Origin of the sequence: Pseudomonas sp. BIOMIG1BAC, assembly GCF_001705995.2 — a bacterium.
Taxonomy (GTDB): Bacteria; Pseudomonadota; Gammaproteobacteria; order Pseudomonadales; family Pseudomonadaceae; genus Aquipseudomonas; species Aquipseudomonas sessilinigenes.
Map to the genome: position 1 here is coordinate 7,549,483 of NZ_CP049045.1, position 20,012 is coordinate 7,569,494.

Below are 20,012 nucleotides of genomic sequence, written 5' to 3' on the forward strand. Positions count from 1 at the left end.
CGATGCCATGAAACCGATTGCGCGTATCGCCGACAAAGCCGGGGCATTGGGCACCCTCGTCTCCGCGATGGGCTGCGCAATGTGCTTTCCCGCACTCGCCAGCCTAGGCGCGGCCATCGGGCTGGGTTTTCTCCAGCAATACGAAGGCTTGTTCATTTCCAGGCTGTTGCCATTGTTTGCTGCATTGGCGCTTGCGGCCAACGCGCTCGGTTGGCTACGCCACCGGCAATGGCACCGGAGTCTGCTGGGTATGGTCGGTCCCGCCATCGTTATCGTGGGCGCGGTCTGGCTGCTTGGCACCGCTTGGATGCGGCCCCTGGTCTATACGGGGATCGCCTTGATGGCCGTCGTTTCGGTCTGGGATTTGGTATCTCAGGCCAACCGCCGCTGCGGTCCTGACGGCTGCGAACTGCCCGCGAAACACGGCTGACTGGCTTGCGCCACAACGAATTGAAAGGAATGACTTCATGACACAGTTGAAGATCACCGGCATGACCTGCGACTCCTGCGCGGTCCACGTCAAGGAAGCACTGGAAAACGTGCCTGGCGTGCAATCGGCCGAAGTGTCCTACACCAAGGGCAGCGCCCAGCTCGCCATCGCGGCCGGCACTTCACCCGATGCCCTGATCGCGGCTGTCGCCGGACTCGGCTACCGCGCGGCGCTGGCCGATGCGTCGAACGCGCTTCCCAAAGGCGGACTGCTCGACCGCATGCGCGATTGGGTCGACGGCGGCGACAAGGCCAGCCACGACGGCGGCCTGCATATTGTCGTCATCGGCAGCGGTGGGGCCGCGATGGCGGCGGCGCTGAAGGCCGTCGAACGCGGCGCACGGGTGACGCTAATCGAGCGCGGCACCATCGGCGGCACCTGCGTCAATGTCGGCTGCGTGCCCTCGAAGATCATGATCCGCGCCGCCCACATCGCCCACCTGCGCCGCGAAAGCCCGTTCGATGGCGGCATCCAGGCGAACCCGCCGCTGATCCTGCGCGAACGGCTGCTGGCCCAGCAGCAGGCGCGCGTCGATGAGTTGCGCCATGCCAAGTACGAAAGCATCCTGGACGGCAACCCAGCCATCATGCGGCTAGCGGGCGAAGCCCGTTTCAAGGACGGCCGCAACCTCACCGTGCGGCTGAACGAGGGCGGCGAGCGCGTGGTTTCGTTCGACCGCTGCCTGATCGCCACCGGCGCGAGCGCGGCGGTGCCGCCGATCCCAGGCCTCAAGGACACGCCCTACTGGACTTCAACCGAGGCGCTGGTGAGCGACACGATTCCCGCACGCCTAGCCGTGATCGGCTCATCGGTAGTGGCTGTTGAGCTGGCGCAAGCCTTCGCCCGGCTTGGGGCCAAGGTCACGATCCTGGCGCGCAGCACGCTGTTCTTTCGCGAAGACCCGGCCATCGGCGAAGCCGTGACGGTGGCGTTTCGCTTGGAGGGCATCGAGGTGCTGGAACATACGCAAGCCAGCCAGGTCGCGCACGTGGACGGCGAGTTTGTGTTGACCACCAACCATGGCGAACTGTGTGCCGACCGGCTGCTGGTGGCGACGGGCCGCACACCTAATACGCGCAGCCTCAACCTCGAAGCCGCCCGGGTGGCGGTGAACAAGCAAGGGGCCATCGAGATCGACCTCAGCATGCGCACCAGCGCCCCGGACATCTACGCCGGCGGCGACTGCACCGACCAGCCGCAGTTCGTCTACGTCGCGGCGGCGGCTGGTACCCGCGCCGCGATCAACATGACCGGCGGCGACGCGTCGCTGGACCTGACCGCCATGCCAGCGGTGGTGTTCACCGACCCACAGGTCTCTACCGTGGGCTTGAGCGAGCAGGAGGCGCACCACGCCGGCATCGAGACCGACAGCCGCACGCTCACCCTCGACAACGTGCCGCGCGCGCTCGCCAACTTCGATACGCGCGGCTTCATCAAGCTGGTGATCGAGGAAGGCAGCCACCGTTTGATCGGCGTGCAGGCGGTGGCCCCAGAAGCGGGCGAGTTGATCCAGGCAGCGGCGCTGGCGATCCGCGCGCGCATGACGGTGCAGGAACTGGCCGACCAGTTGTTCCCGTATCTGACGATGGTCGAGGGCCTGAAGCTCGCCGCGCAGACCTTCAGCAAGGACGTGAAGCAGCTATCGTGCTGCGCTGGATAGCAAAAGCTAAGAAGGTTGCGCCCCCTCAGGACGGTGAAAGGCGCATCCTTCTCAGCCTGCCCCATACGAGGAACAGCATGGTCAGAGTTAAGGTGCCAATGCCCACGGAGGCCGCGAATCGGTAATCGACGGCTGGGATGATAAACGGCAGCAGGCCCACGGCGAGCGCCGGCGGCACGTGCAGATCGAATAATCGCAAGATTAGGATGCCGCATGCCGCGCTGGAGATCACCGCCAGCGGGGCGCCCCCGAACGTCGTGACCAGTGCAACCCCGATCAATGCGCTCAGGGTACACGCGACCGGCAGCAGCAGCGGCTTCTTGACCCAAGGGCAAACGTCCGCATGGGCAAACATTTCAAAGCCGATCACGATAAGCGGCGGGAACAGGATCAACCGCCAACCCGTGGCTTCGGCCAGAATCGCCGTGCCTACCAGAAACACCAGAAAGAACGGGAGCCACGAGTAGGTGCTTGGAGTTTCCTCGGTAACGTCATCGGCCACATCGGAGGCGGTTCGCACCGGCGGTAGCGGGACGAAGCGAGGCCAGACAAGGGAGATCGCGGCGAGCAATATCAGGCCGACCAGCAACGATGCCGGGTAGTACCAGCTTGTGATGTTGAGTGAGATTGGCAGCACGCCCGCCGAAATGGCCGGGGCAATCGATGACTTCAATATGCGGATGATGAGCATCGCGGCTGCGGTCGCCAGCAGGATCGGCACGATCCCGCTGCCCATGCTTCGGGCGAAGATCGTGCCTACCAGCCCGGTAAGAAGCGGTGTGAGAACCAGCATCCCCGGCGCTTTGGCCCAGGTGCCGTGCGGTCGCTTGATGATGTCATGGGCCAGGGCGCCTAGTTCGGGAAAAAGAATGTAGTGAACATGCGTGGCCGCCGCGATCCACGCGATGACACCCATGTAGAGCGCCGTCAGCAACTCCCCAAAGAATCCCCACGGCAGCGACGATCGCCGTATACCAAACAATCTCATGCCTTCCATCCACGACATCCATTTTCTTGAAGGCCCACCTCGGGCAAGTGATGGTTGACTCCAAGGTGGGGCGCCGTACTTATTTCGTCCCTATCGGCAGAGCGTAGGACGCAAAGGCCGCGTCCACGGGTGTGTCGAACAGGTGATTGGTGTAGTTCGAGATCGTCTTGACGGCGATGGCGAGCACCACCTGTAGAGCCTGCTGCTCGCTGTAGCCCGCGTCGGTGAAGGTCTGCAAACTCGCCTGCGACGGATTGCCCCGCGTCTGCACCATGTCCTTGACGAAGGCGGTAAGGGCGTGCAGCTTCGGGTCATCCATCGGCGTGCCCTCACGGATTGCCTGGAGCGCCTGCGGCGGCACCTTCGATACCTTCTCGGCGATCATGCTGTGAGCGGCCACGCAGTAGTGGCAGCCGTTTTCCCGACTGATGACCAGCAGCACGACTTCCTGCTCGGCCGGCGTGAAGCCGGATTCCTTGCGGAACCAGTCATACCCATGGAGGTAGGTCGAGAGCGCGCCAGGGGCGTGGGCCATTTCTCCATACATGTTGGGAACAAATCCCTGCTTCCTGCGCGTGTTACTCAGGAACTCGCGGCTCCTTTCAGGGGCGGTGTCTTCGGTAAGAAGAGGCAGTGTCAGCTTGGCGTTCATGGAGTGCTCCTAAGTGGAAATATTCCGGCTTCCAGATTGGGTTTGATGATGGCGAAGTTGGGCGAGACGTCGAAGTCGCGCGGGGCGAACAGGCTGTGGTGCCGCACATGAAGAATCTCGGCCACACAGCCGGGGCACATCGGGTCCTGCGACGGCACGGTCTCGATCAGCGGCAGGATCGGATAGCGAATCGACTGGAAAGCTTGGGCGATCAGCGTCGAGCAGATGGCGCGGGTGGGGTCGCCGCTGCCCAGGCCGAGCATGCGACGGCGCCAACGCACCGGCACCGGCGGCGTGGGCAACAGATATCGGGCCAGGTCGATCACGTTCTTCAAGTCGTACTGATGGCCCAGCCGAGCCACCGCCGTGCCGACCAGGGTGTCAATCTCGGCAGCGGTCAGGCCCACGGGCCGGCACACTCGGGTATGCAGATCGGCGAACTCGGCCACGCTGACCAGACGCACGCCTTCGCGTAGATCGGCTTCAAGAAAGCAACGGGGCCGCCCTTCGGCATCGGTCGGCCTGCCGGCCGTGCCGACAAACAGTGCCGCGTGCGACCAGGTGGATTGGGTCAGGTACTTGATGGCCACGCTGACCCGGCTCTGACCTTCGACCAGCAGCACGTCGCCGGGCTGCAGGCACGCCATGAGAAGGTCTGGATCGGTCGGCGGGGCCACGCTATGCACATGGTGGGGCCGACTGAGGTAGCGGCTCAGTCCTTCTCCACAGCGGCGCGCGATGCTGTCCAAGATGTTTCCCACGGCGTCACCCTGTCGAAACGAAGGTGAAATTCGGGCGCGGCATGGCTCAGAACCTCGTCGTCAGTTGTGTGAGCCAGGCCGGTGAATGTTCCACAAGCCATGCTTCCATCGGCTTGTCGGCGCCTGTCAGGATCAGGGCGGCCAGGGCAAGCATGATCGCGCCCAACAGGACTTTCCCGGCCTTGCCGGCGTGCAGGAGCTTGGATCGCGTGCGGCCGATCGCGCTGCGCGACACATAGGCCAGTGCAACCAGGGGCAATGCCGCGCCGATACCGAACACCGCCATCATCGAGCCTGCTTGCGCCAGGTTCGTACCCTGGCTGGCCAGAACGATGGCCGCGCCAAGCGTCGGCCCCACGCAGGGACTCCAGACCAGCCCCAGCACTAGGCCCACCACGAACTGCCCCGTCAGCCCGTCCAGTTGGACACGCGCAAGCAGGTCGTTCCCGGCATTGCCGATGCCGGCCGTCAGCGACGCAAACAGCTGCTGGAGGGCGCTGGACATGAGCACCACGCCTAACAGTCCCAGGACGGCCGCGCCCACGCCCCGGAAGATCGTTGTGTCGATGCCGAGCGAGGCGCCTGCCCAGGCCAGCGCCGTGCCGACAATGGCATAGGACAGAGCGAGGCCGCCCGCCAGGGCCAACGGCGCGTGCCGATGGGCGTTGACCGCCGAGCCAATCAGGATCGGTACGATGGGCAGGACGCAAGGCGACAGCGTGGAAAGCACCCCCGCGAGCAGTCCGAGGCCGTAGGAACCGAGGCCGAGCGTCATCAGCGCGTGGTCTTCTGAATCAGGCCCTCGATGCCGGCCTCGGTGGTGTCGCCCACGGAGCGGGCCACTTCCTGGGTGCCTTTGAAGCCTACCAGCGTACTTTGCATGCTGACCTTGAAGGCCCGGACGGTGCTCTTTTCGCTGTCGAAGTCCACGGTCAGCAAGGTCACGTCCTTGTAGGCGGGCTGCTTCATTAGGGTTTCCAAGATCGGCTTCTGCGCCTTGCAGGTCGGGCACCACGTCGCGCTGACGTCCACTACCACGGGCTGGCCAGCCTGCGTCAGACGGTCGAACTCGGCTTGGCTGAACGGTTTGATCTCCCCGGCGCTGGCGATGCTGGCGAACGTGGCAAGAGCGAGAAAGGCGGCGGTCATACGTAGTTTCATGGGCGTAATCCTGAATAAGGGGAGAACCGCCCAAGGCGATGACTCGCGCGGGCGAACACGGTCGCCAAGAGTGACGGCCTCTTCCTAAGAGGCGGGGAGTCGTCAAGATGGTTCGCATCCGAGCGAAAAAAATCTGCGAGGCCGCACTGCGGAATCTGTCCCCGCTTTTGGCAGGGCCAGCTTTTTTGCACATGCGGCGAACCGTTTTGGCGGTTGCGCCCCTCTTATTGGCAGGAGGGAGTAGTGCGGCCGCCCAAGGGGGGCGTCCTCAGCATCTCTCAGTTCTTCCCGTCGCACCGTTCCCAGGTGATAGGAGCGCATCATGTATTGCAGCACTTCTGTTAAAGCGCAATTGGTTCGTGGCGCATTGGCCGTGACATCCATTGCGGGCGCCATCGTTTTAACCCCTAACTTTTGGCCTGCGGCAGGGCTATTTGGTTTGGCCATCTATCTTATGCGCGGGTGTCCCGCCTGCTGGCTCGCGGGACTAATGAAAGCCATTCGGGTTCGCAACGAGCGCAAGTCGCTGCTGTAGCTCGATCCACGAACATGGAGCTACGTCATCTACGATGCTTTCTTGCGGTTGCGGAGGAACTCCACTTCGCTCGTGCCGCCGAACGACTGCACATTGACCAGTCGCCGCTATCCCGTACCATCAAGGAACTAGAGGAAGAACTTAGCGCACGCCTTTTCGTTCGCACCACCCGCAGCACGCAATTGACCCGCGCTGGCCGACTACTCTTGGAGCACGTGCCGCGCATCTTCGCTGCATTGGAGCAAGCGCGCGATAGCGTCAAATCCGCTGCCAACGGCTTTCACGGTCAGTTGCGCATCGCCTTGTCCGATGGTGTGACGCCTTCGCGCTTGCCGGCCTTGCTGGCACGATGCCGTGAAGAAGATCCCGAAGTAGAGATACGGCTGTTTGAAGTGCCACTAGCCCAGCAGATCAAGGGTCTTCACGATGACCTATACGATGCTGGATTTTCGATGGCAGATGACGTGGGTGATGGCATCTTGGTTGCTCCCGCCTGGGAAGATGAATTGATGCTGGCGGTGCCGGCACGCCATCCGGTGCTGGCCTATAAGCGCGTTCCGTTGGAGGAAGTATTGCGCCATCCGCTGGTTCTGGGCGATCCAGCCGTATGCGAGGGCCATGCACGGCAGGTCGAACGTATCCTGCGCAAACATGAACAAGAGCCGTTGATCGTCCAGCACGTCGCCAGCTTCGATCTGATGATGACACTCGTTTCTGCTGGAATTGCATTGGGGTTGGCCGGCACGGCGCACATCACAGGCAGCCGCGAGCCTGGCGTCATAGGTCGGCCGTTAGCGGGACAACCACCGATGTTGACAACCTATCTACTTCGCCGCGACATGGAGCCATGCGAGATGTTGACTCGCTTCATTGAACGAGTTGCTTGCCTCGATTCAACAGATGACATTGGCACTGCCTAAGATTTCCAGAACTGCGATGAAAGGACTGGAGCCATGAACAAATTGCTACCGCTGCTGATGATCGCCGCCGCATTGGCGGCATGCGGTCAATCCCAACCTTCGGAAACTGTGGACTACCTTGTGGCCCATCCTGAGCGCATCAAGGAACTCCAGCGCCAATGCAAGGAGGATCGCGCGAAGGTCGGCGACGAACTCTGCGTGCGCGCGGCCGAAGCCGCCAATCGGCGCTTCTTCGGTGATCGACCCGAGCAGAAATCCAAGTAGCGCCCCTCGCAGTCGCTACGCCGCGACAGAATTCGCGCCGTTACCTCATCACGCCGCAACGCGCTCGCGTTCGCGGCGTTTTTATTGTCTTCGCCCTTGCAAGAAATCTGGCCTTTTCAGCCTGAATTGCCGCCAGAACGGCCTTTGACCGACCTGCGCACGCGCCTTGATCCTCAGTGCTGCGGCACCTCCGTGTGCCGTGATTGGAGACAAGGTCATGCAAGGGACGAACGTGCTGTTCGGTCAGATTGCCGTCGTATTCGGCATCGTGATCGCCGGCGTGTGGGCAGCCACACAATGGACGGCAGCAGCCCTTGGCTATCAAGTACGCCTTGGCTCGCCCTGGTTCGACTTCCTGGGCACGCCGGTCTATCACCCGTGGCGGCTGTTCGAGTGGTGGTTCTTCTTCGACGCCTACGCACCGCGTGTCTTCGACATTGGCGGCGCGATTGCCGGCGGCAGCGGCCTTGTCGCCGTGCTGGTTGCCATCGGCATGTCGATCTGGCGCTCGCGCCAATCACGCCTCGTCACCACCTACGGCTCGGCCCGCTGGGCGAACGCGGAGGACATTCGCAAGGCGGGTCTAACGCAGCCAGCCGGCGTGTTCCTCGGCCAGCATAACCGGCAGTACCTGCGCCATGAAGGCCCAGAACACGTCTTGACCTTTGCGCCCACGCGCAGCGGCAAAGGCGTTGGCCTGGTGGTGCCGACACTGCTTTCCTGGCCCGCGTCCGCCGTCATCCACGACATCAAGGGCGAGAACTGGCAGATCACCGCCGGCTGGCGCTCGCGCTTCTCGCATTGCCTGTTGTTCAACCCCACGGATGCGAAGTCGGCGGCCTACAACCCGCTGCTGGAGGTGCGACGCGGCGCGCATGAAGTGCGCGACGTGCAGAACATCGCGGACATTCTGGTCGATCCCGAAGGCGCGCTGGAGCGGCGCAACCATTGGGAGAAGACTTCGCACGCGCTGCTGGTCGGGGCCATCTTGCATGTGCTCTACGCGGGCGAGGACAAGACGCTGCGCGGCGTCGCCAACTTCCTCTCCGATCCGGCCAGCCCATTCGAGCTGACCTTGCACCGGATGATGACCACGCCCCATCTGGGCGATGGCCCGCATCCGGTGGTTGCCTCTGCGGCGCGCGAAGTGCTCAACAAGTCGGACAACGAGCGCTCGGGCGTCTTGTCCACGGCCATGTCGTTCCTCGGCCTGTACCGCGACCCGACGGTGGCCGAAGTCACCTCGCGCTGCGACTGGCGCATCGCCGATCTCATTTCCGTCGAGCACCCCGTATCGCTGTACCTCGTGGTGCCGCCTTCGGACATTTCGCGCACCAAACCGCTCATCCGCCTGATCCTCAACCAGATCGGCCGGCGGCTCACCGAATCACTCGACGGCAGCGATGGCATCGAGCGCCGCCACAAGTTGCTGCTGATGCTCGACGAATTCCCGGCCTTGGGCCGGCTCGACTTCTTCGAGACGGCACTGGCCTTCATGGCGGGCTACGGCATCCGCAGTTTTCTCATCGCGCAGTCGCTCAACCAGATCGACAAGGCGTATGGGCAGAACCATTCGATTCTGGACAACTGCCATGTGCGCGTGACGTTCGCCACCAACGACGAACGCACCGCCAAGCGCATTTCCGAAACGCTTGGCACCGCTACCGAGCTACGCGCGCAGCGCAACTACGCTGGTCATCGGCTCGCGCCGTGGCTGGGCCACCTGATGGTGTCGCGGCAGGAGACGGCCCGCCCGCTGCTGACGCCGGGCGAAGTCATGCAGCTTCCGCCCGACGAGGCCGTGGTGATGGTCTCCAGCGTCGCGCCGATCAAGGCCAAGAAGCTGCGCTACTACGCAGACAGCAATTTCAAGCGGCGCGTGCTGTCACCGCCTGTGCTCGCTGCCGGGCGCTATGCCGATGTTCCTCCGGTACGCCCCGACGACTGGAGCGGACTGGCGATTCCGCCGACGCCTGCCGCACCGGCTACGTCATCCGCCGATGGCCTGGAACACCTGGGCACGGCCGACGACGGCTGCCCGCGCCGCCAGCCAGAGCTAACTGAGGCCGTCGCCTACGACCCCGAGAGCGCCGCGCCCGCGGCCGACCTCGGCCTGCTCGATGACGACGACGACCTGCCGCTTCCCCTTCCGCGCCAGCTTGATCCGGCCATGCAGCGCACGGCCCGGCTGGCATCCCTCGACCCCAACGACGGAATCGAGCTATGAGCCACTACCGCCTGAACCTCTTTATCCAGCCCGAGCACGCCCAGCGGCTCGATGAACTGGCCGCCAAGAAAGGCGTGTCCAAGTCCAGCATCGTCGCTGCCGCCTTAGCGTCTTGGCTGTCGCCGGACGCGGCCGACCAGCGCGAAGCGGCCATCGCCAAGCGGCTGGATCGGCTGTCGCGCCAAGCCGAGCGCATGGAGCGTGACCAGAACATCGCCATCGAGACGCTGGCGCTGTTCATCCGCTACTACCTCACGGTCAGCACGCCGGTTCCCGAGGCCCACCAAGACGCGGCCCGCGCCCAGGGCAAGGCGCGCTTCGAGCAGTTCGTCGAACAGCTCGGCCGCCACCTGCTGCGCGGGCGCAGCCTCGTGCGTGACGTGGTGGAGGAACTGCATCCCGACCCGATGCGAATGGGGGGCACGGCGGCAGCCGCCCAGGCCCAGGAGCGTGCGTCATGAGCACCACTCCCCAATCCATGACCACTGCGGCGCTTGACCGACGTATCCAGATGCTGCGCACGGCAATGGGGCCGCTGATCGCCGCCGCGCTCGAAGACCCGGACGTGGTGGAAATCATGCTCAACCCGGATCGCACCCTCTGGGTGGATCGCCTGTCCTCGGGTCGCGCCCCGATGGGCGTGGAGATGCCCGAAGCCGATGGCGAGCGAATCATCCGCCTCGTCGCGGCCCATGTCGGTGCGGAAGTGCATCGCGGCCAGCCGCTGCTATCGGCCGAGTTGCCCGAAACCGGCGAACGCTTCGAGGGCATCTTGCCGCCCGCTGCACCGGGGCCGGCCTTCGCGCTGCGCAAGCGCGCCATCGGCGTCATTCCGCTGGAGCGGTACGTCGTGGAGGGAATGATGACGGCCGCACAGGCGGGCTTTCTGGTTCGCGCTGTGCGCGAGCGCAAGAACATCCTGATCGCCGGGGCCACCAGCAGCGGCAAGACGACCCTTGCCAATGCTCTGCTCGCCGAGATAGCCGCCACGGGCGACCGCGTGCTGGTGCTCGAAGACACGGTGGAACTGCAATGCGCGGCCCGCGACCACGTACCGCTGCGCACCCGCGCTGGCGTGGTGTCCATGACCGAGCTGGTGCGCTCATCCATGCGCCTGCGCCCGGATCGCGTGGTCGTTGGCGAGGTGCGCGGCGCCGAGGCGCTGGATCTCATCAAGGTATGGGGCACGGGCCACCCCGGCGGCATCGCCACGATCCACGCCGGCTCCGCACTGGGCGCGCTGCTGCGCCTGGAGCAACTGATTCTCGAAGTGGCGGTGAACCCGCCGCGTGCGCTGATCGCCGAGGCGGTCAACGTGGTGATCCACATCGCTGGGCGTGGGCGCAAGCGCCGCATCGAGAGCATCGCCCGCGTCGTCGGCTTCGACGGCGTGGGCTACCAACTGGCGGACGCACTGGAGACGCCGTTCCCCGAGCTGCTGCCACTTCCCGATGCCGCACCCGCTGCGGCGATTTCCCCGTCCCCTGACCAACCTGGAGAACTGCCATGACGCAGATGATCGTTCCTGCTTTCCGTTTTTCTGCAAATCCGGCTTTGCGCCTGCCCACACGGTCGCGGCTGCACAGCCTGGGTCGCCCTGCGGCGCAAGGGCTGCTGCTGTCCGCGCTGCTGCTGTTTCTGGCCGGCACCGCGCAGGCCGCCGGCTCCTCGATGCCCTGGGAAGGCCCGTTGCAGTCGATTTTGGAGTCGATTCAAGGGCCGGTGGCGCGCATCGTCGCGGTCATCATCATCATCGCGACGGGCCTGGCGCTCGCCTTTGGCGACACGTCGGGCGGTTTTCGCAAGCTGATCCAGATCGTGTTCGGCTTGAGCATCGCCTTCGCGGCTTCGAGCTTCTTCCTGTCCTTCTTCAGCTTCTCCGGCGGAGCTGTCGTATGAGCGGGTCTGACACCTTCGCGGCCGGGTTCGAGGTGCCGCTGCATCGCTCGCTGACCGAGCCGATCTTGATGGGCGGTGCACCGCGCACCGTGGCGATTGCCAACGGCACGCTGGCCGCCGCCGTCGGGCTGGGCCTGCAACTGTGGATTCCGGGCGTGGTGCTCTGGATCGTCGGCCACGCGCTGGCGGTCTGGGGTGCGCGTGTCGATCCGCAGTTCATGGCCGTGTTTGCCCGGCACATCAAGCACCGCCCGCTGCTGGACGTGTGAGGGGACGCCGCCATGCTGAACCTTGCCGAATACCGCCAGCGGCCCGCGCTGCTGGCCGACTGGCTGCCCTGGGCCGGGCTGATCGCGCCGGGCGTCGTCTTGAACAAGGACGGCAGTTTCCAGCGCACGGCGCGGTTTCGCGGGCCTGACCTCGACAGCGCCACGCAAGGCGAGCTGATCGCCACGTCGGCCCGCTTGAACAACGCGCTGCGCCGGATGGGCTCGGGCTGGGCGCTGTTCATCGAGGCCGAGCGCCGCGCTGCGGCCGACTACCCACATTCCGACTTTCCCGAACCGTTGTCTTGGCTAGTGGACGAGGAACGCCGGGCAGCGTTCGAGGAATCGGGCAACCATTTCGAGAGCGGCTACCACCTGACGCTGGTGTACCTGCCGCCCGAGGAATCCCGCGCCCGCGCGGCGGGCATGTTGTACGAGAACCGTCCCACCGAAGGCGTGGACTGGCGCGAGCGACTGACCGCCTTCATCGCGGAAACAGATCGCGTCTTTGACCTGCTTGATGGCGTGATGCCGGAGATTGCCTGGCTGGACGACAGCCAGACGCTGACCTACCTGCACGCGGCTATCTCGACGCGGCGCTACCGTGTGGGCGTACCTGAAGTGCCGTTTCACCTCGATGCGCTGCTGGCCGATGCCCCGCTGGTCGGCGGCCTCGCGCCGATGCTGGGCGACCAGCACCTGCGTATTGCGACAGTGCGGGGCTTCCCGACCTCGACCTGGCCGGGGATTCTGGACGACCTCAACCGCCTGGGGTTTGCGTACCGCTGGAGCACGCGCTTTCTCTGCCTCGACAAATCCGAGGCGGAAAAAGAACTCGCCCGCCTGCGCCGCCAGTGGTTCGCCAAGCGCAAGAACGTCATCGCGCTGCTGCGCGAAACGATCTTCCAGCAGGAAAGCCCGCTGGTGGACACGGATGCCAGCAACAAGGCCGCCGACGCGAACGCCGCCTTGCAGGAGCTGGGCAGCGATCAAGTGGCCTTCGGCTACCTCACCGCCACGGTAACGGTGCTCGATGCCGATCCCGCCGTGGCAGATGAAAAGCTGCGCATGGTGGAGCGCGTCATCCAGGGGCGCGGCTTCGTCACCATCCCCGAAACGCTCAACGCCGTGGATGCGTGGCTGTCCTCGATTCCGGGGCATGCCTACGCGAACGTGCGCCAGCCCATCGTCTCGACGCTGAATTTGGCGCACCTGATGCCGGTGTCCGCCGTGTGGGCCGGGCCGGAGAAGAACGAACACCTCGACGGCCCGCCGTTGATCGTCACGCGCACCGAAGGCGCGACACCGTTCCGGCTGGTGACGCACATCGGCGACGTGGGCCACACGCTGGTGGCCGGCCCGACCGGCATGGGCAAGTCGGTCTTGCTCGCCACCCTGGCGATGCAGTTCCGCCGCTATCGCGGCTCGCGCATCTTCGCGTTCGACATGGGGCGCTCGATGCGCGCCACGATCCTGGGCCTCGGCGGCGAGCACTACGACCTCGGGCTGGATGGCGAGATCGCTTTCCAGCCCTTGGCGCGCATCGACCGCGATGGCTACCGAACCTGGGCCGCCGAATGGATCGAGGGCCGCTTGCTGCACGAAGGTGTCGCCGTCGGCCCCGAAGAAAAGGCGGCGGTCTGGTCGGCACTTGGCAGCCTTGCCGGTGCGCCGGTGGAACAGCGCACCATGACCGGCCTGTCGGTGCTGCTGCAATCGAACGCGCTGCGCCAGGCGCTCGCGCCCTATGTGCTGGGCGGTGCCCACGGCAAGCTGCTGGACGCCGACCGCGACCGACTGGGCATGGCCGACGTGCAAGGCTTCGAGATGGAAGAGCTAATGCACAGCAAGGCTGCGGTGCAGGCGGTGCTGCGCTATCTGTTCGCCCGCTTCGATGAGCGCTTCGACGGGGCGCCGACGCTGCTGATCCTCGATGAGGCGTGGCTGTTCCTCGACGAGCCCGCGTTTGCCGCGCGCATTCGCCAGTGGCTCAAGACGCTGCGCAAGAAGAACGTCAGCGTCATCTTCTCCACGCAGTCGCTCGCGGACATCAAGGATTCGAGCATCGCGCCGGCCATCATTGAGAGCTGCGCCAGCCGCATCTTCCTGGCCAATCCGCAGGCGACAGAACCGCAGATTCGCACGATCTACGAAGGCTTCGGCCTCAACAGCCGGCAGATCGAGATCGTCGCCACCGCGCAGCCCAAGCGCGACTACTACTACCAATCCCGTCTCGGCAATCGCCTGTTCGACCTTGACCTGGGGCCGGCGGTGCTGGCCTTCGCGGGCGCTTCCACGCCGCAAGACCAGCGCGACATCGACGCGGTGCTCACCGTGGCTTCCACCGCTTCTTCCACGTTCGCAGCCGCATGGCTGCGCCACCGCAGCCTCGATTGGGCGGCCGAGCTGCTGCGTGACTTCCCCGGCACGCCGCCGGGCGCCGCCTTTGTTCCCACCCATCCGCAGGAGAACCACCCATGAAAACCCATGCTCCCAAGCTCGCCGCGTTGACCGCCGCCTGCGTGCTCGCCTTCGGCATCGCGCAGCCCGCGCACGCGCTGTTCGGCGTCGGCGACATCGTGCTCGACCCGACCAATCTGGTGCAGAACACGCTCACCGCCGTTCGCACGCTGGAGCAGATCAACAACCAGATCCGCCAGCTCCAGAACGAAGCGCAGATGCTCATCAACCAGGCGCGCAACTTGGCCAGCCTGCCGTCCAGCGTGGTGGGCCAGTTGCGCGCGAACCTGGCGACCACCCAGCGCCTCATCGCGCAGGCCAAAGGCCTGGCCTACGACGTGACGAACATCGACCGCGAGTTTTCGCGCCTGTACCCCGAGAAGTACGCCGCCACGGTGAGCGGCAATCAGATGTACCTCGATGCGCAGGAGCGCTGGAAGAACACGCTCAACGGCCTGCAGACCACCATGCAGATGCAGGCCCAAGCGTCGCAGAACCTGAGCGACGACGAAAGCGTGCTGGCCGACCTCGTGGGCAAGAGCCAGTCGGCGGAGGGCGCGTTGCAGGCGATGCAGGCCATGAACCAGTTGCTCGCCCTGCAGGCCAAGCAGTCGATCCAGACGCAGCGGCTCCAGATCACGCAAGACCGGGCCGCCTCGCTGGAGCTGGCGAGGCAGGCCGCGGCCACGGAGCGCGGGCGCGAGGTGACGCGCCGCTTCCTGGGCGAAGGCACGCCGTACACGCCGCAGCCCGTCCATTTCTACAACCGCTGACGGGGACGGCCATGAAGAACGCGCCCGTCCTGTTCGCTCTCACGTCCCTGTTGGCCGGCTGCGACCGGCCGCCCGCGGTGGATGCACTGGCCGCTGACCCGTCCCGGCTGCACACGCTGCGCGCGCAATGCCGTGCGGGCGAGCACGGCGGCGCGTTCTGCGCGCAGGTGGCGCAAGCCGACCTGCGCCGCTTTCTCTCCGGCAAGGCCGGCCCCGGCGAGTACCAGACGCCCGCCGACCTGCCGCCGATTCCGCCCAGCTTCGATGAGCCCGCCGATGGCAACGGGCCAGGGCAGGAGGACTCGCCATGAACGACGTGACCATCATCGACCGTTTTCTCGATACGTTCTCGCGCTACATCGACTCGGGCTTTGGCCTGCTGCATGGCGAGGTGGCCTTTCTCACTGCCACGCTGATCGTCATCGACATGACCATCGCCGGGCTCTTCTGGGCGATGGGACATGCCACCGGCCAGGGCGAGGACGTGATCGCCAAGCTGATCCGCAAGGTGCTGTACGTCGGCGCCTTCGCCTACATCATCGGCAACTTCAACTGGCTGGCCGGCATCGTGTTCCGTTCGTTCGCGGGCCTGGGCCTGACCGCCAGCGGCTCGACCCTGAGCATGGAGAACTTCCTGCAACCGGGCAGGCTGGCCAAGGTCGGCATCGACGCCGGGGCGCCGATCCTCAAGCAGATCGGCGACATGGCGGGATTTCCTGAGGTGTTCGTGAACATCACGCCCATCGTCGTGATGTTCCTCGCCTGGCTGATCGTCCTGCTGTGCTTCTTCGTGCTGGCGATCCAGCTTTTCATCACGCTGATCGAGTTCAAGCTGACCACGCTCGCGGGCTTCGTGCTGGTGCCGTTCGCGCTGTGGAACAAGACCGCGTTCCTGGCAGAAAAGGTGCTGGGCAACGTGGTGTCCTCGGGCATCAAGGTGCTGGTGCTGGCCGTCATCGTGGGCATTGGCTCGGGCCTGTTCGCCGAGTTCCAGGTGCAGCCGGCCGAGCCATCCATCGACCATTCGGTCGTTGTCATGCTGGCCTCGCTGACCCTGCTGGCGCTGGGCATCTTCGGGCCAGGCATTGCGGCCGGGCTGGTGTCGGGTGGCCCGCAGCTCGGCGCGGGCGCGATGGCCGGTGCCGCGCTGGGCGCGGCCGGCGCTGCGGTTGCCGTGGGTGCAGCGGCCACGGGCGTCGGCGGTGCTGTCGCAGCCGGCGCGCGCATGGCTCCGGCTGCGGCCAAGCTGGCCGGCAGCGGTGCACGTGCCGCCGTCGGGGCCGCCAGCAGCGCGAAGTCGGCGTTTCAGGCCGGCTCCGCGTCCGCTGGCGGTGGCTTCAAAGGCGCAGCCGCCGGCGTGGGCAATGTCGCCAAGACCGGCGCGCAGGCCGCCGGGCAGAAGGTGGCCGATGGCGCGCGCTCGATGAAGGAGCGTGTCGCCGCTGCCTTCCGGCCGGATGACGCCCCTGCATCCAGTGGCCCGCAGAGCGCAGCCGATTCGGCAGCGCCTACCGCTGCCGAACAGCCCGCCTGGGCCAAGCGCCTGCATCGCAGGCAGCAACTGACCCATGCCGCGACGACTGCCGCCCACACGCTGCGCGGTGGCGATGGCGGCAGCTCCAGCCAAGGCCCCAGCCTGCGCGATTCCGACTCATAAGGAGATAGACCATGCGATTCAAAAGACCCCAGGTGCGCTACGCCGACACGTCGCAGCCCGCCACGCCGTACCAAGCCGCAGGCCAGGTCTGGGACGAGCGCATCGGCTCGCCGCGCGTGCAGGCGAAGAACTGGCGCCTGATGGCCTTCGGCTGCCTCGCTCTCGCATTGCTGATGGCCGGTGGCCTGGTCTGGCGCTCGGCGCAGTCCATCGTGACGCCCTATGTGATCGAGGTCGATCAGGCTGGGCAGGTGCGTACCGTGGGCGAAGCCGCCACGCCGTACCGGCCCAGCGATGCGCAGGTGGCCTACCACCTGGGCCGCTTCATCGGCCTGGTGCGCTCGCTGTCCATCGACCCCATCGTGGTTCGGCAGAACTGGCTCGATGCCTACAACTACACCACCGACAAGGGCGCCGTGGTGCTAAACGACTACGCCCGCGTGAACGATCCGTTCGCGCGCATCGGCAAGGAGTCGGTGACGGTGCAGATCACCAGCGTGACCCGCGCCAGCGACACGTCTTTCAACGTGCGCTGGACGGAGACGCGCTACGTCAACGGCGCCCTGGATCGCACCGAGCGCTGGAACGCGGTGATTTCCATCGTGCAGCAGACCCCGCGCACCGAGCAGCGCCTGCGTAAGAACCCCTTAGGCATCTACGTCAACGGACTGTCGTGGAGCCGCGAACTGGAAGGAAACGAAGGAGCAAAACCATGAATGCGATTTTCCGTAAATCCGCCTTGCCGCTGATCTTGCTGGCATCCAGCGTCTTGTTCTCGGGCTGCGCCACGCAGGGCAAGCCGCCGCCGGTCATCTCGCTCGACGAGCCGGTGCAAGCCCAGCCGCTGCCCGAGGCGCCGAAGCCGGTGGAGGTCGTGACCGTGCCCGAGGTGTTGCCGATGCCGGCGCAGATGAAGCCCGTACCGGATGCCAAGTCTGCGGTGGAACCCGCCGATGAAACCGTGCGCGTGGCCCGCGCCAATGCCGAGGCGCGCATCGCGCCCACGCGCGAGGGCTACGTCAATGCGATTCAGGTGTGGCCCTTCACTGATGGCGCGCTGTACCAGGTCTATGCGGCCGTGGGCCGTGTGACGGTGATCGCGCTCCAGCCCGGCGAGGAACTGGTGACGGTCGCCGCTGGCGACACGGTGCGCTGGATCGTGGGCGACACATCGAGCGGCAGCGGTGAGGCGTTGCGCGTCAACGTGATGGTCAAGCCGATCCGCTCGGGCCTGAAGACGAATCTCGTCATCACCACAAGCCGACGCACCTACCTGCTGGAGCTGACCTCGACCGAGAAGACGTGGATGGCGTCGGTGTCCTGGGAGTACCCCAAGGACAAGATGCTGGCCCTGCAGCGCCAGGCGCAGGCGGCCAGCGCCGCTGCGCCGGTCGATGCGGGCCTGTCGCTGGAGAAGATCCGTTTCCGCTACGCGGTCAGCGGCAGCAATCCGCCGTGGAAGCCCCTGCGTGCCTTCGATGACGGTGAGAAGGTCTACATCCAGTTTCCGCCGGGCATTGCCCAAGGCGAGCTGCCGCCGCTGTTCGTGATCGGCGCGCAGGGCGACGGCCAGCTCGTCAACTACCGATTCCGCTCACCGTACTACATCGTGGATCGGCTGTTTGGCGCGGCCGAACTGCGCCTGGGCGGGGACAAGGGCGACGTGGTGCGGATCGAGCGCACGGATGGCACGCGGAGGAACTGACCATGAGCCAGGACGACATTCCCGACCATGCCGCGCCGCAGACCGGCAAGGTGGCGCCCGAGGCAATGGCGCTGCGCGCGCAGCCGCGTCCGGTGACTCGGTTGAATCGGCGCACGCTAGCCATCCTCACCGGCGGCCTGTCGGTCGCCGTGCTTGGGGCCACGATCTGGTCGTTGCAGCCGCATCGGCGCGGCGCGGGCGAGCAAACCGAGCTGTACAACGTGGATCGCGTCTCGAAGTCCGAAGGGCTGGACGGCCTGCCTTCCGACTATTCCAAGCTGCCGGCGAAGGTGCCGGAGCTGGGGCCACCGCTGCCGGGCGACCTCGGCCCGGCCATCGTGAAGTCACAGCAGCCGGTGACACCGGCCTATGCGCCGCCAGGCCACGACCCGGAGGATGCTCGGCGCAAGGAAGCCGATGCCGCTGCGGCCTCGACGGTGTTCTTCCGCTCGGGCAATCCAGGCAAGACCGCTGCACCGGCGACTGCGCAAGCCGCTGCGGCGGGCCCGGCATCGGCCTTGGCGGGCTTTGATCCGCTCGCCGCCGGGCCGGCCTCGACGGCGGCACAAACTCAACAATCCGCGTCCGACCCGACCGCCGTGCAGAACCGACAAGACCAGAAAGAGGCTTTCCTGAAAGGCGCTTCTACGGAAACCCGCAATTCCGGCCAACTGACCCTGCCGGCTTCGCCGTACCAGGTCATGGCCGGAACGGTGATCGCTGGCGCGCTGGTGACGGGTATCAAGTCCGACCTGCCGGGCGACGTGATCGGCACGGTGACGGAGCCTGTCTACGACTCGGCCACGGGTAAGTTCCTGCTGATCCCGCAGGGTTCGCGCCTCATGGGCAAGTACAACAGCCAGGTGAGCTACGGGCAGAGCCGCGTGCAGGTGGTGTGGAACCGCATCATCCTGCCGGACACGTCTTCGCTGACGCTCGACAACCTGGCGGGTACCGACCCGGCCGGCTATGCCGGCCTGGAGGATGGGGTCGATTGGCATTGGGATCGCGTTTTTGCCGGCGCGGCTCTGACCACGCTGCTGGGCGTGGGCGCCGAGCTGGCCGCGCCGCAGAACCGGCAGGACGGCAACCGCGTCATCATCGCCGGACAGGGCAGTTTGCAGGACAGCGTGAACCAGGTAGGCCAGGAGATGACCCGGCGCAACATGAACATCCAGCCGACGTTGACCGAGCGGCCGGGCCTGCCGGTTCGCATCATCGTGAACCGCGATCTCGTGCTTCGGCCGTACCAACCGTTGTTCTTCAACCGGGGAGCGATGCGATGAGCACGACCAAGAAGCTGCGGCTGGGGCCGCTGCCGAAGACCGAGAGTGTCAAGCTGACCTTCGCATGTCCCGCTGGCTTGAAGACAGACCTTGACCGCTATGCCGCGCTACATGCGCAGACCTACGGCGAAACGGTCGATGCGGCGACGCTGATCCCGCACATGCTGGAGGCATTCATGGCGGGGGATCGTGGATTCAGGAAAGGAACGACCGCCAAGGTCGTTCCGCAGAAACAGACCTGACGACCTTGCCGCCACTTCAACGACAAAGCGCAGCCTGAGGCTGCGCTTTGTCGTTCCGGGGGCAGT

Annotated in this window: 23 protein-coding genes; 18 read left to right on the top strand and 5 right to left on the bottom strand. The window is 65.6% G+C overall.

The window, feature by feature from the left end:
• Positions 1-7 precede the first annotated feature (7 nt).
• Positions 8-430, top strand: a complete 423-nt coding sequence (merC, locus tag ATY02_RS35180; protein WP_034112301.1) for an organomercurial transporter MerC — start codon at positions 8-10, stop codon at positions 428-430.
• 37 nt (positions 431-467) lie between these two features.
• A complete protein-coding gene (gene merA / locus ATY02_RS35185) occupies positions 468-2,150 on the top strand; it encodes a mercury(II) reductase (RefSeq protein WP_034112300.1) in 1,683 nt (560 codons plus the stop codon).
• A gap of 25 nt (positions 2,151-2,175) precedes the next feature.
• On the opposite strand, the gene ATY02_RS35190 is transcribed toward merA, so the two are convergent.
• The 5 genes from ATY02_RS35190 to ATY02_RS35210 form a co-directional block, all read right to left on the bottom strand.
• Entirely contained in the window at positions 2,176-3,147 is a 972-nt protein-coding gene (locus ATY02_RS35190) for an HPP family protein (RefSeq protein ID WP_206600606.1), read from the bottom strand.
• A gap of 70 nt (positions 3,148-3,217) precedes the next feature.
• The gene (locus tag ATY02_RS35195; RefSeq protein WP_034112296.1) at positions 3,218-3,790 is read right to left on the bottom strand and encodes a carboxymuconolactone decarboxylase family protein; all 573 of its coding nucleotides are present in this window, start codon (positions 3,788-3,790) and stop codon (positions 3,218-3,220) included.
• Positions 3,787-4,551: a YiiX/YebB-like N1pC/P60 family cysteine hydrolase gene (locus tag ATY02_RS35200; protein ID WP_228022245.1), complete on the bottom strand. Its 765-nt coding sequence runs from the start codon at positions 4,549-4,551 to the stop codon at positions 3,787-3,789. Before ATY02_RS35200 ends, ATY02_RS35195 begins: the two co-directional genes overlap by 4 nt.
• 46 nt (positions 4,552-4,597) lie before the next feature.
• Positions 4,598-5,326 (bottom strand): cytochrome c biogenesis CcdA family protein, encoded by a 729-nt coding sequence (locus ATY02_RS35205; protein WP_034112294.1) that lies wholly within the window; start codon positions 5,324-5,326, stop codon positions 4,598-4,600.
• A complete protein-coding gene (locus ATY02_RS35210) occupies positions 5,326-5,712 on the bottom strand; it encodes a thioredoxin family protein (protein ID WP_034112292.1) in 387 nt (128 codons plus the stop codon). Before ATY02_RS35210 ends, ATY02_RS35205 begins: the two co-directional genes overlap by 1 nt.
• A 322-nt stretch (positions 5,713-6,034) precedes the next feature.
• Between ATY02_RS35210 and ATY02_RS35215 the strand changes: the two genes are divergently transcribed.
• From ATY02_RS35215 to ATY02_RS35290, 16 genes are all read left to right on the top strand, one after another.
• The gene (locus ATY02_RS35215; protein WP_141698137.1) at positions 6,035-6,247 is read left to right on the top strand and encodes a hypothetical protein; all 213 of its coding nucleotides are present in this window, start codon (positions 6,035-6,037) and stop codon (positions 6,245-6,247) included.
• A gap of 14 nt (positions 6,248-6,261) precedes the next feature.
• Positions 6,262-7,167 carry a LysR family transcriptional regulator gene (locus tag ATY02_RS35220; RefSeq protein WP_034112290.1) on the top strand — a complete coding sequence of 302 codons (906 nt, stop codon included), beginning with the start codon at positions 6,262-6,264 and terminating at the stop codon, positions 7,165-7,167.
• Between the two features lie 33 nt (positions 7,168-7,200).
• The gene (locus tag ATY02_RS35225; RefSeq protein WP_034112288.1) at positions 7,201-7,431 is read left to right on the top strand and encodes an EexN family lipoprotein; all 231 of its coding nucleotides are present in this window, start codon (positions 7,201-7,203) and stop codon (positions 7,429-7,431) included.
• 217 nt (positions 7,432-7,648) lie between these two features.
• Positions 7,649-9,658, top strand: a complete 2,010-nt coding sequence (locus ATY02_RS35230; protein WP_034112285.1) for a conjugal transfer protein TraG — start codon at positions 7,649-7,651, stop codon at positions 9,656-9,658.
• Positions 9,655-10,119, top strand: coding sequence for a CopG family transcriptional regulator (locus ATY02_RS35235; RefSeq protein ID WP_034112282.1), 465 nt, complete (start codon positions 9,655-9,657; stop codon positions 10,117-10,119). Before ATY02_RS35230 ends, ATY02_RS35235 begins: the two co-directional genes overlap by 4 nt.
• Positions 10,116-11,168: a P-type conjugative transfer ATPase TrbB gene (gene trbB / locus ATY02_RS35240; RefSeq protein ID WP_034112280.1), complete on the top strand. Its 1,053-nt coding sequence runs from the start codon at positions 10,116-10,118 to the stop codon at positions 11,166-11,168. The genes ATY02_RS35235 and trbB overlap by 4 nt, the downstream gene beginning before the upstream one ends.
• Positions 11,165-11,557: a TrbC/VirB2 family protein gene (locus ATY02_RS35245; RefSeq protein WP_034112278.1), complete on the top strand. Its 393-nt coding sequence runs from the start codon at positions 11,165-11,167 to the stop codon at positions 11,555-11,557. Before trbB ends, ATY02_RS35245 begins: the two co-directional genes overlap by 4 nt.
• Positions 11,554-11,826 carry a VirB3 family type IV secretion system protein gene (locus tag ATY02_RS35250; protein ID WP_034112276.1) on the top strand — a complete coding sequence of 91 codons (273 nt, stop codon included), beginning with the start codon at positions 11,554-11,556 and terminating at the stop codon, positions 11,824-11,826. Before ATY02_RS35245 ends, ATY02_RS35250 begins: the two co-directional genes overlap by 4 nt.
• A 12-nt stretch (positions 11,827-11,838) precedes the next feature.
• On the top strand, positions 11,839-14,304 hold the full coding sequence (gene trbE, locus ATY02_RS35255) for a conjugal transfer protein TrbE (protein WP_034112274.1): 2,466 nt from the start codon (positions 11,839-11,841) through the stop codon (positions 14,302-14,304).
• Positions 14,301-15,056, top strand: coding sequence for a P-type conjugative transfer protein TrbJ (gene trbJ / locus ATY02_RS35260; protein ID WP_019726306.1), 756 nt, complete (start codon positions 14,301-14,303; stop codon positions 15,054-15,056). The genes trbE and trbJ overlap by 4 nt, the downstream gene beginning before the upstream one ends.
• Before the next feature lie 11 nt (positions 15,057-15,067).
• The gene (locus tag ATY02_RS35265) at positions 15,068-15,367 is read left to right on the top strand and encodes a hypothetical protein (protein WP_019726307.1); all 300 of its coding nucleotides are present in this window, start codon (positions 15,068-15,070) and stop codon (positions 15,365-15,367) included.
• Positions 15,364-16,713 (top strand): P-type conjugative transfer protein TrbL, encoded by a 1,350-nt coding sequence (trbL, locus tag ATY02_RS35270; RefSeq protein WP_019726308.1) that lies wholly within the window; start codon positions 15,364-15,366, stop codon positions 16,711-16,713. Before ATY02_RS35265 ends, trbL begins: the two co-directional genes overlap by 4 nt.
• Before the next feature lie 11 nt (positions 16,714-16,724).
• Entirely contained in the window at positions 16,725-17,429 is a 705-nt protein-coding gene (gene trbF, locus ATY02_RS35275) for a conjugal transfer protein TrbF (RefSeq protein ID WP_019726309.1), read from the top strand.
• Positions 17,426-18,418, top strand: a complete 993-nt coding sequence (gene trbG / locus ATY02_RS35280) for a P-type conjugative transfer protein TrbG (protein WP_019726310.1) — start codon at positions 17,426-17,428, stop codon at positions 18,416-18,418. The genes trbF and trbG overlap by 4 nt, the downstream gene beginning before the upstream one ends.
• Positions 18,419-18,420: 2 nt before the next feature.
• The gene (locus ATY02_RS35285; RefSeq protein WP_019726311.1) at positions 18,421-19,704 is read left to right on the top strand and encodes a TrbI/VirB10 family protein; all 1,284 of its coding nucleotides are present in this window, start codon (positions 18,421-18,423) and stop codon (positions 19,702-19,704) included.
• The gene (locus ATY02_RS35290; RefSeq protein ID WP_019726312.1) at positions 19,701-19,946 is read left to right on the top strand and encodes a DUF2274 domain-containing protein; all 246 of its coding nucleotides are present in this window, start codon (positions 19,701-19,703) and stop codon (positions 19,944-19,946) included. Before ATY02_RS35285 ends, ATY02_RS35290 begins: the two co-directional genes overlap by 4 nt.
• Positions 19,947-20,012 lie beyond the last annotated feature (66 nt).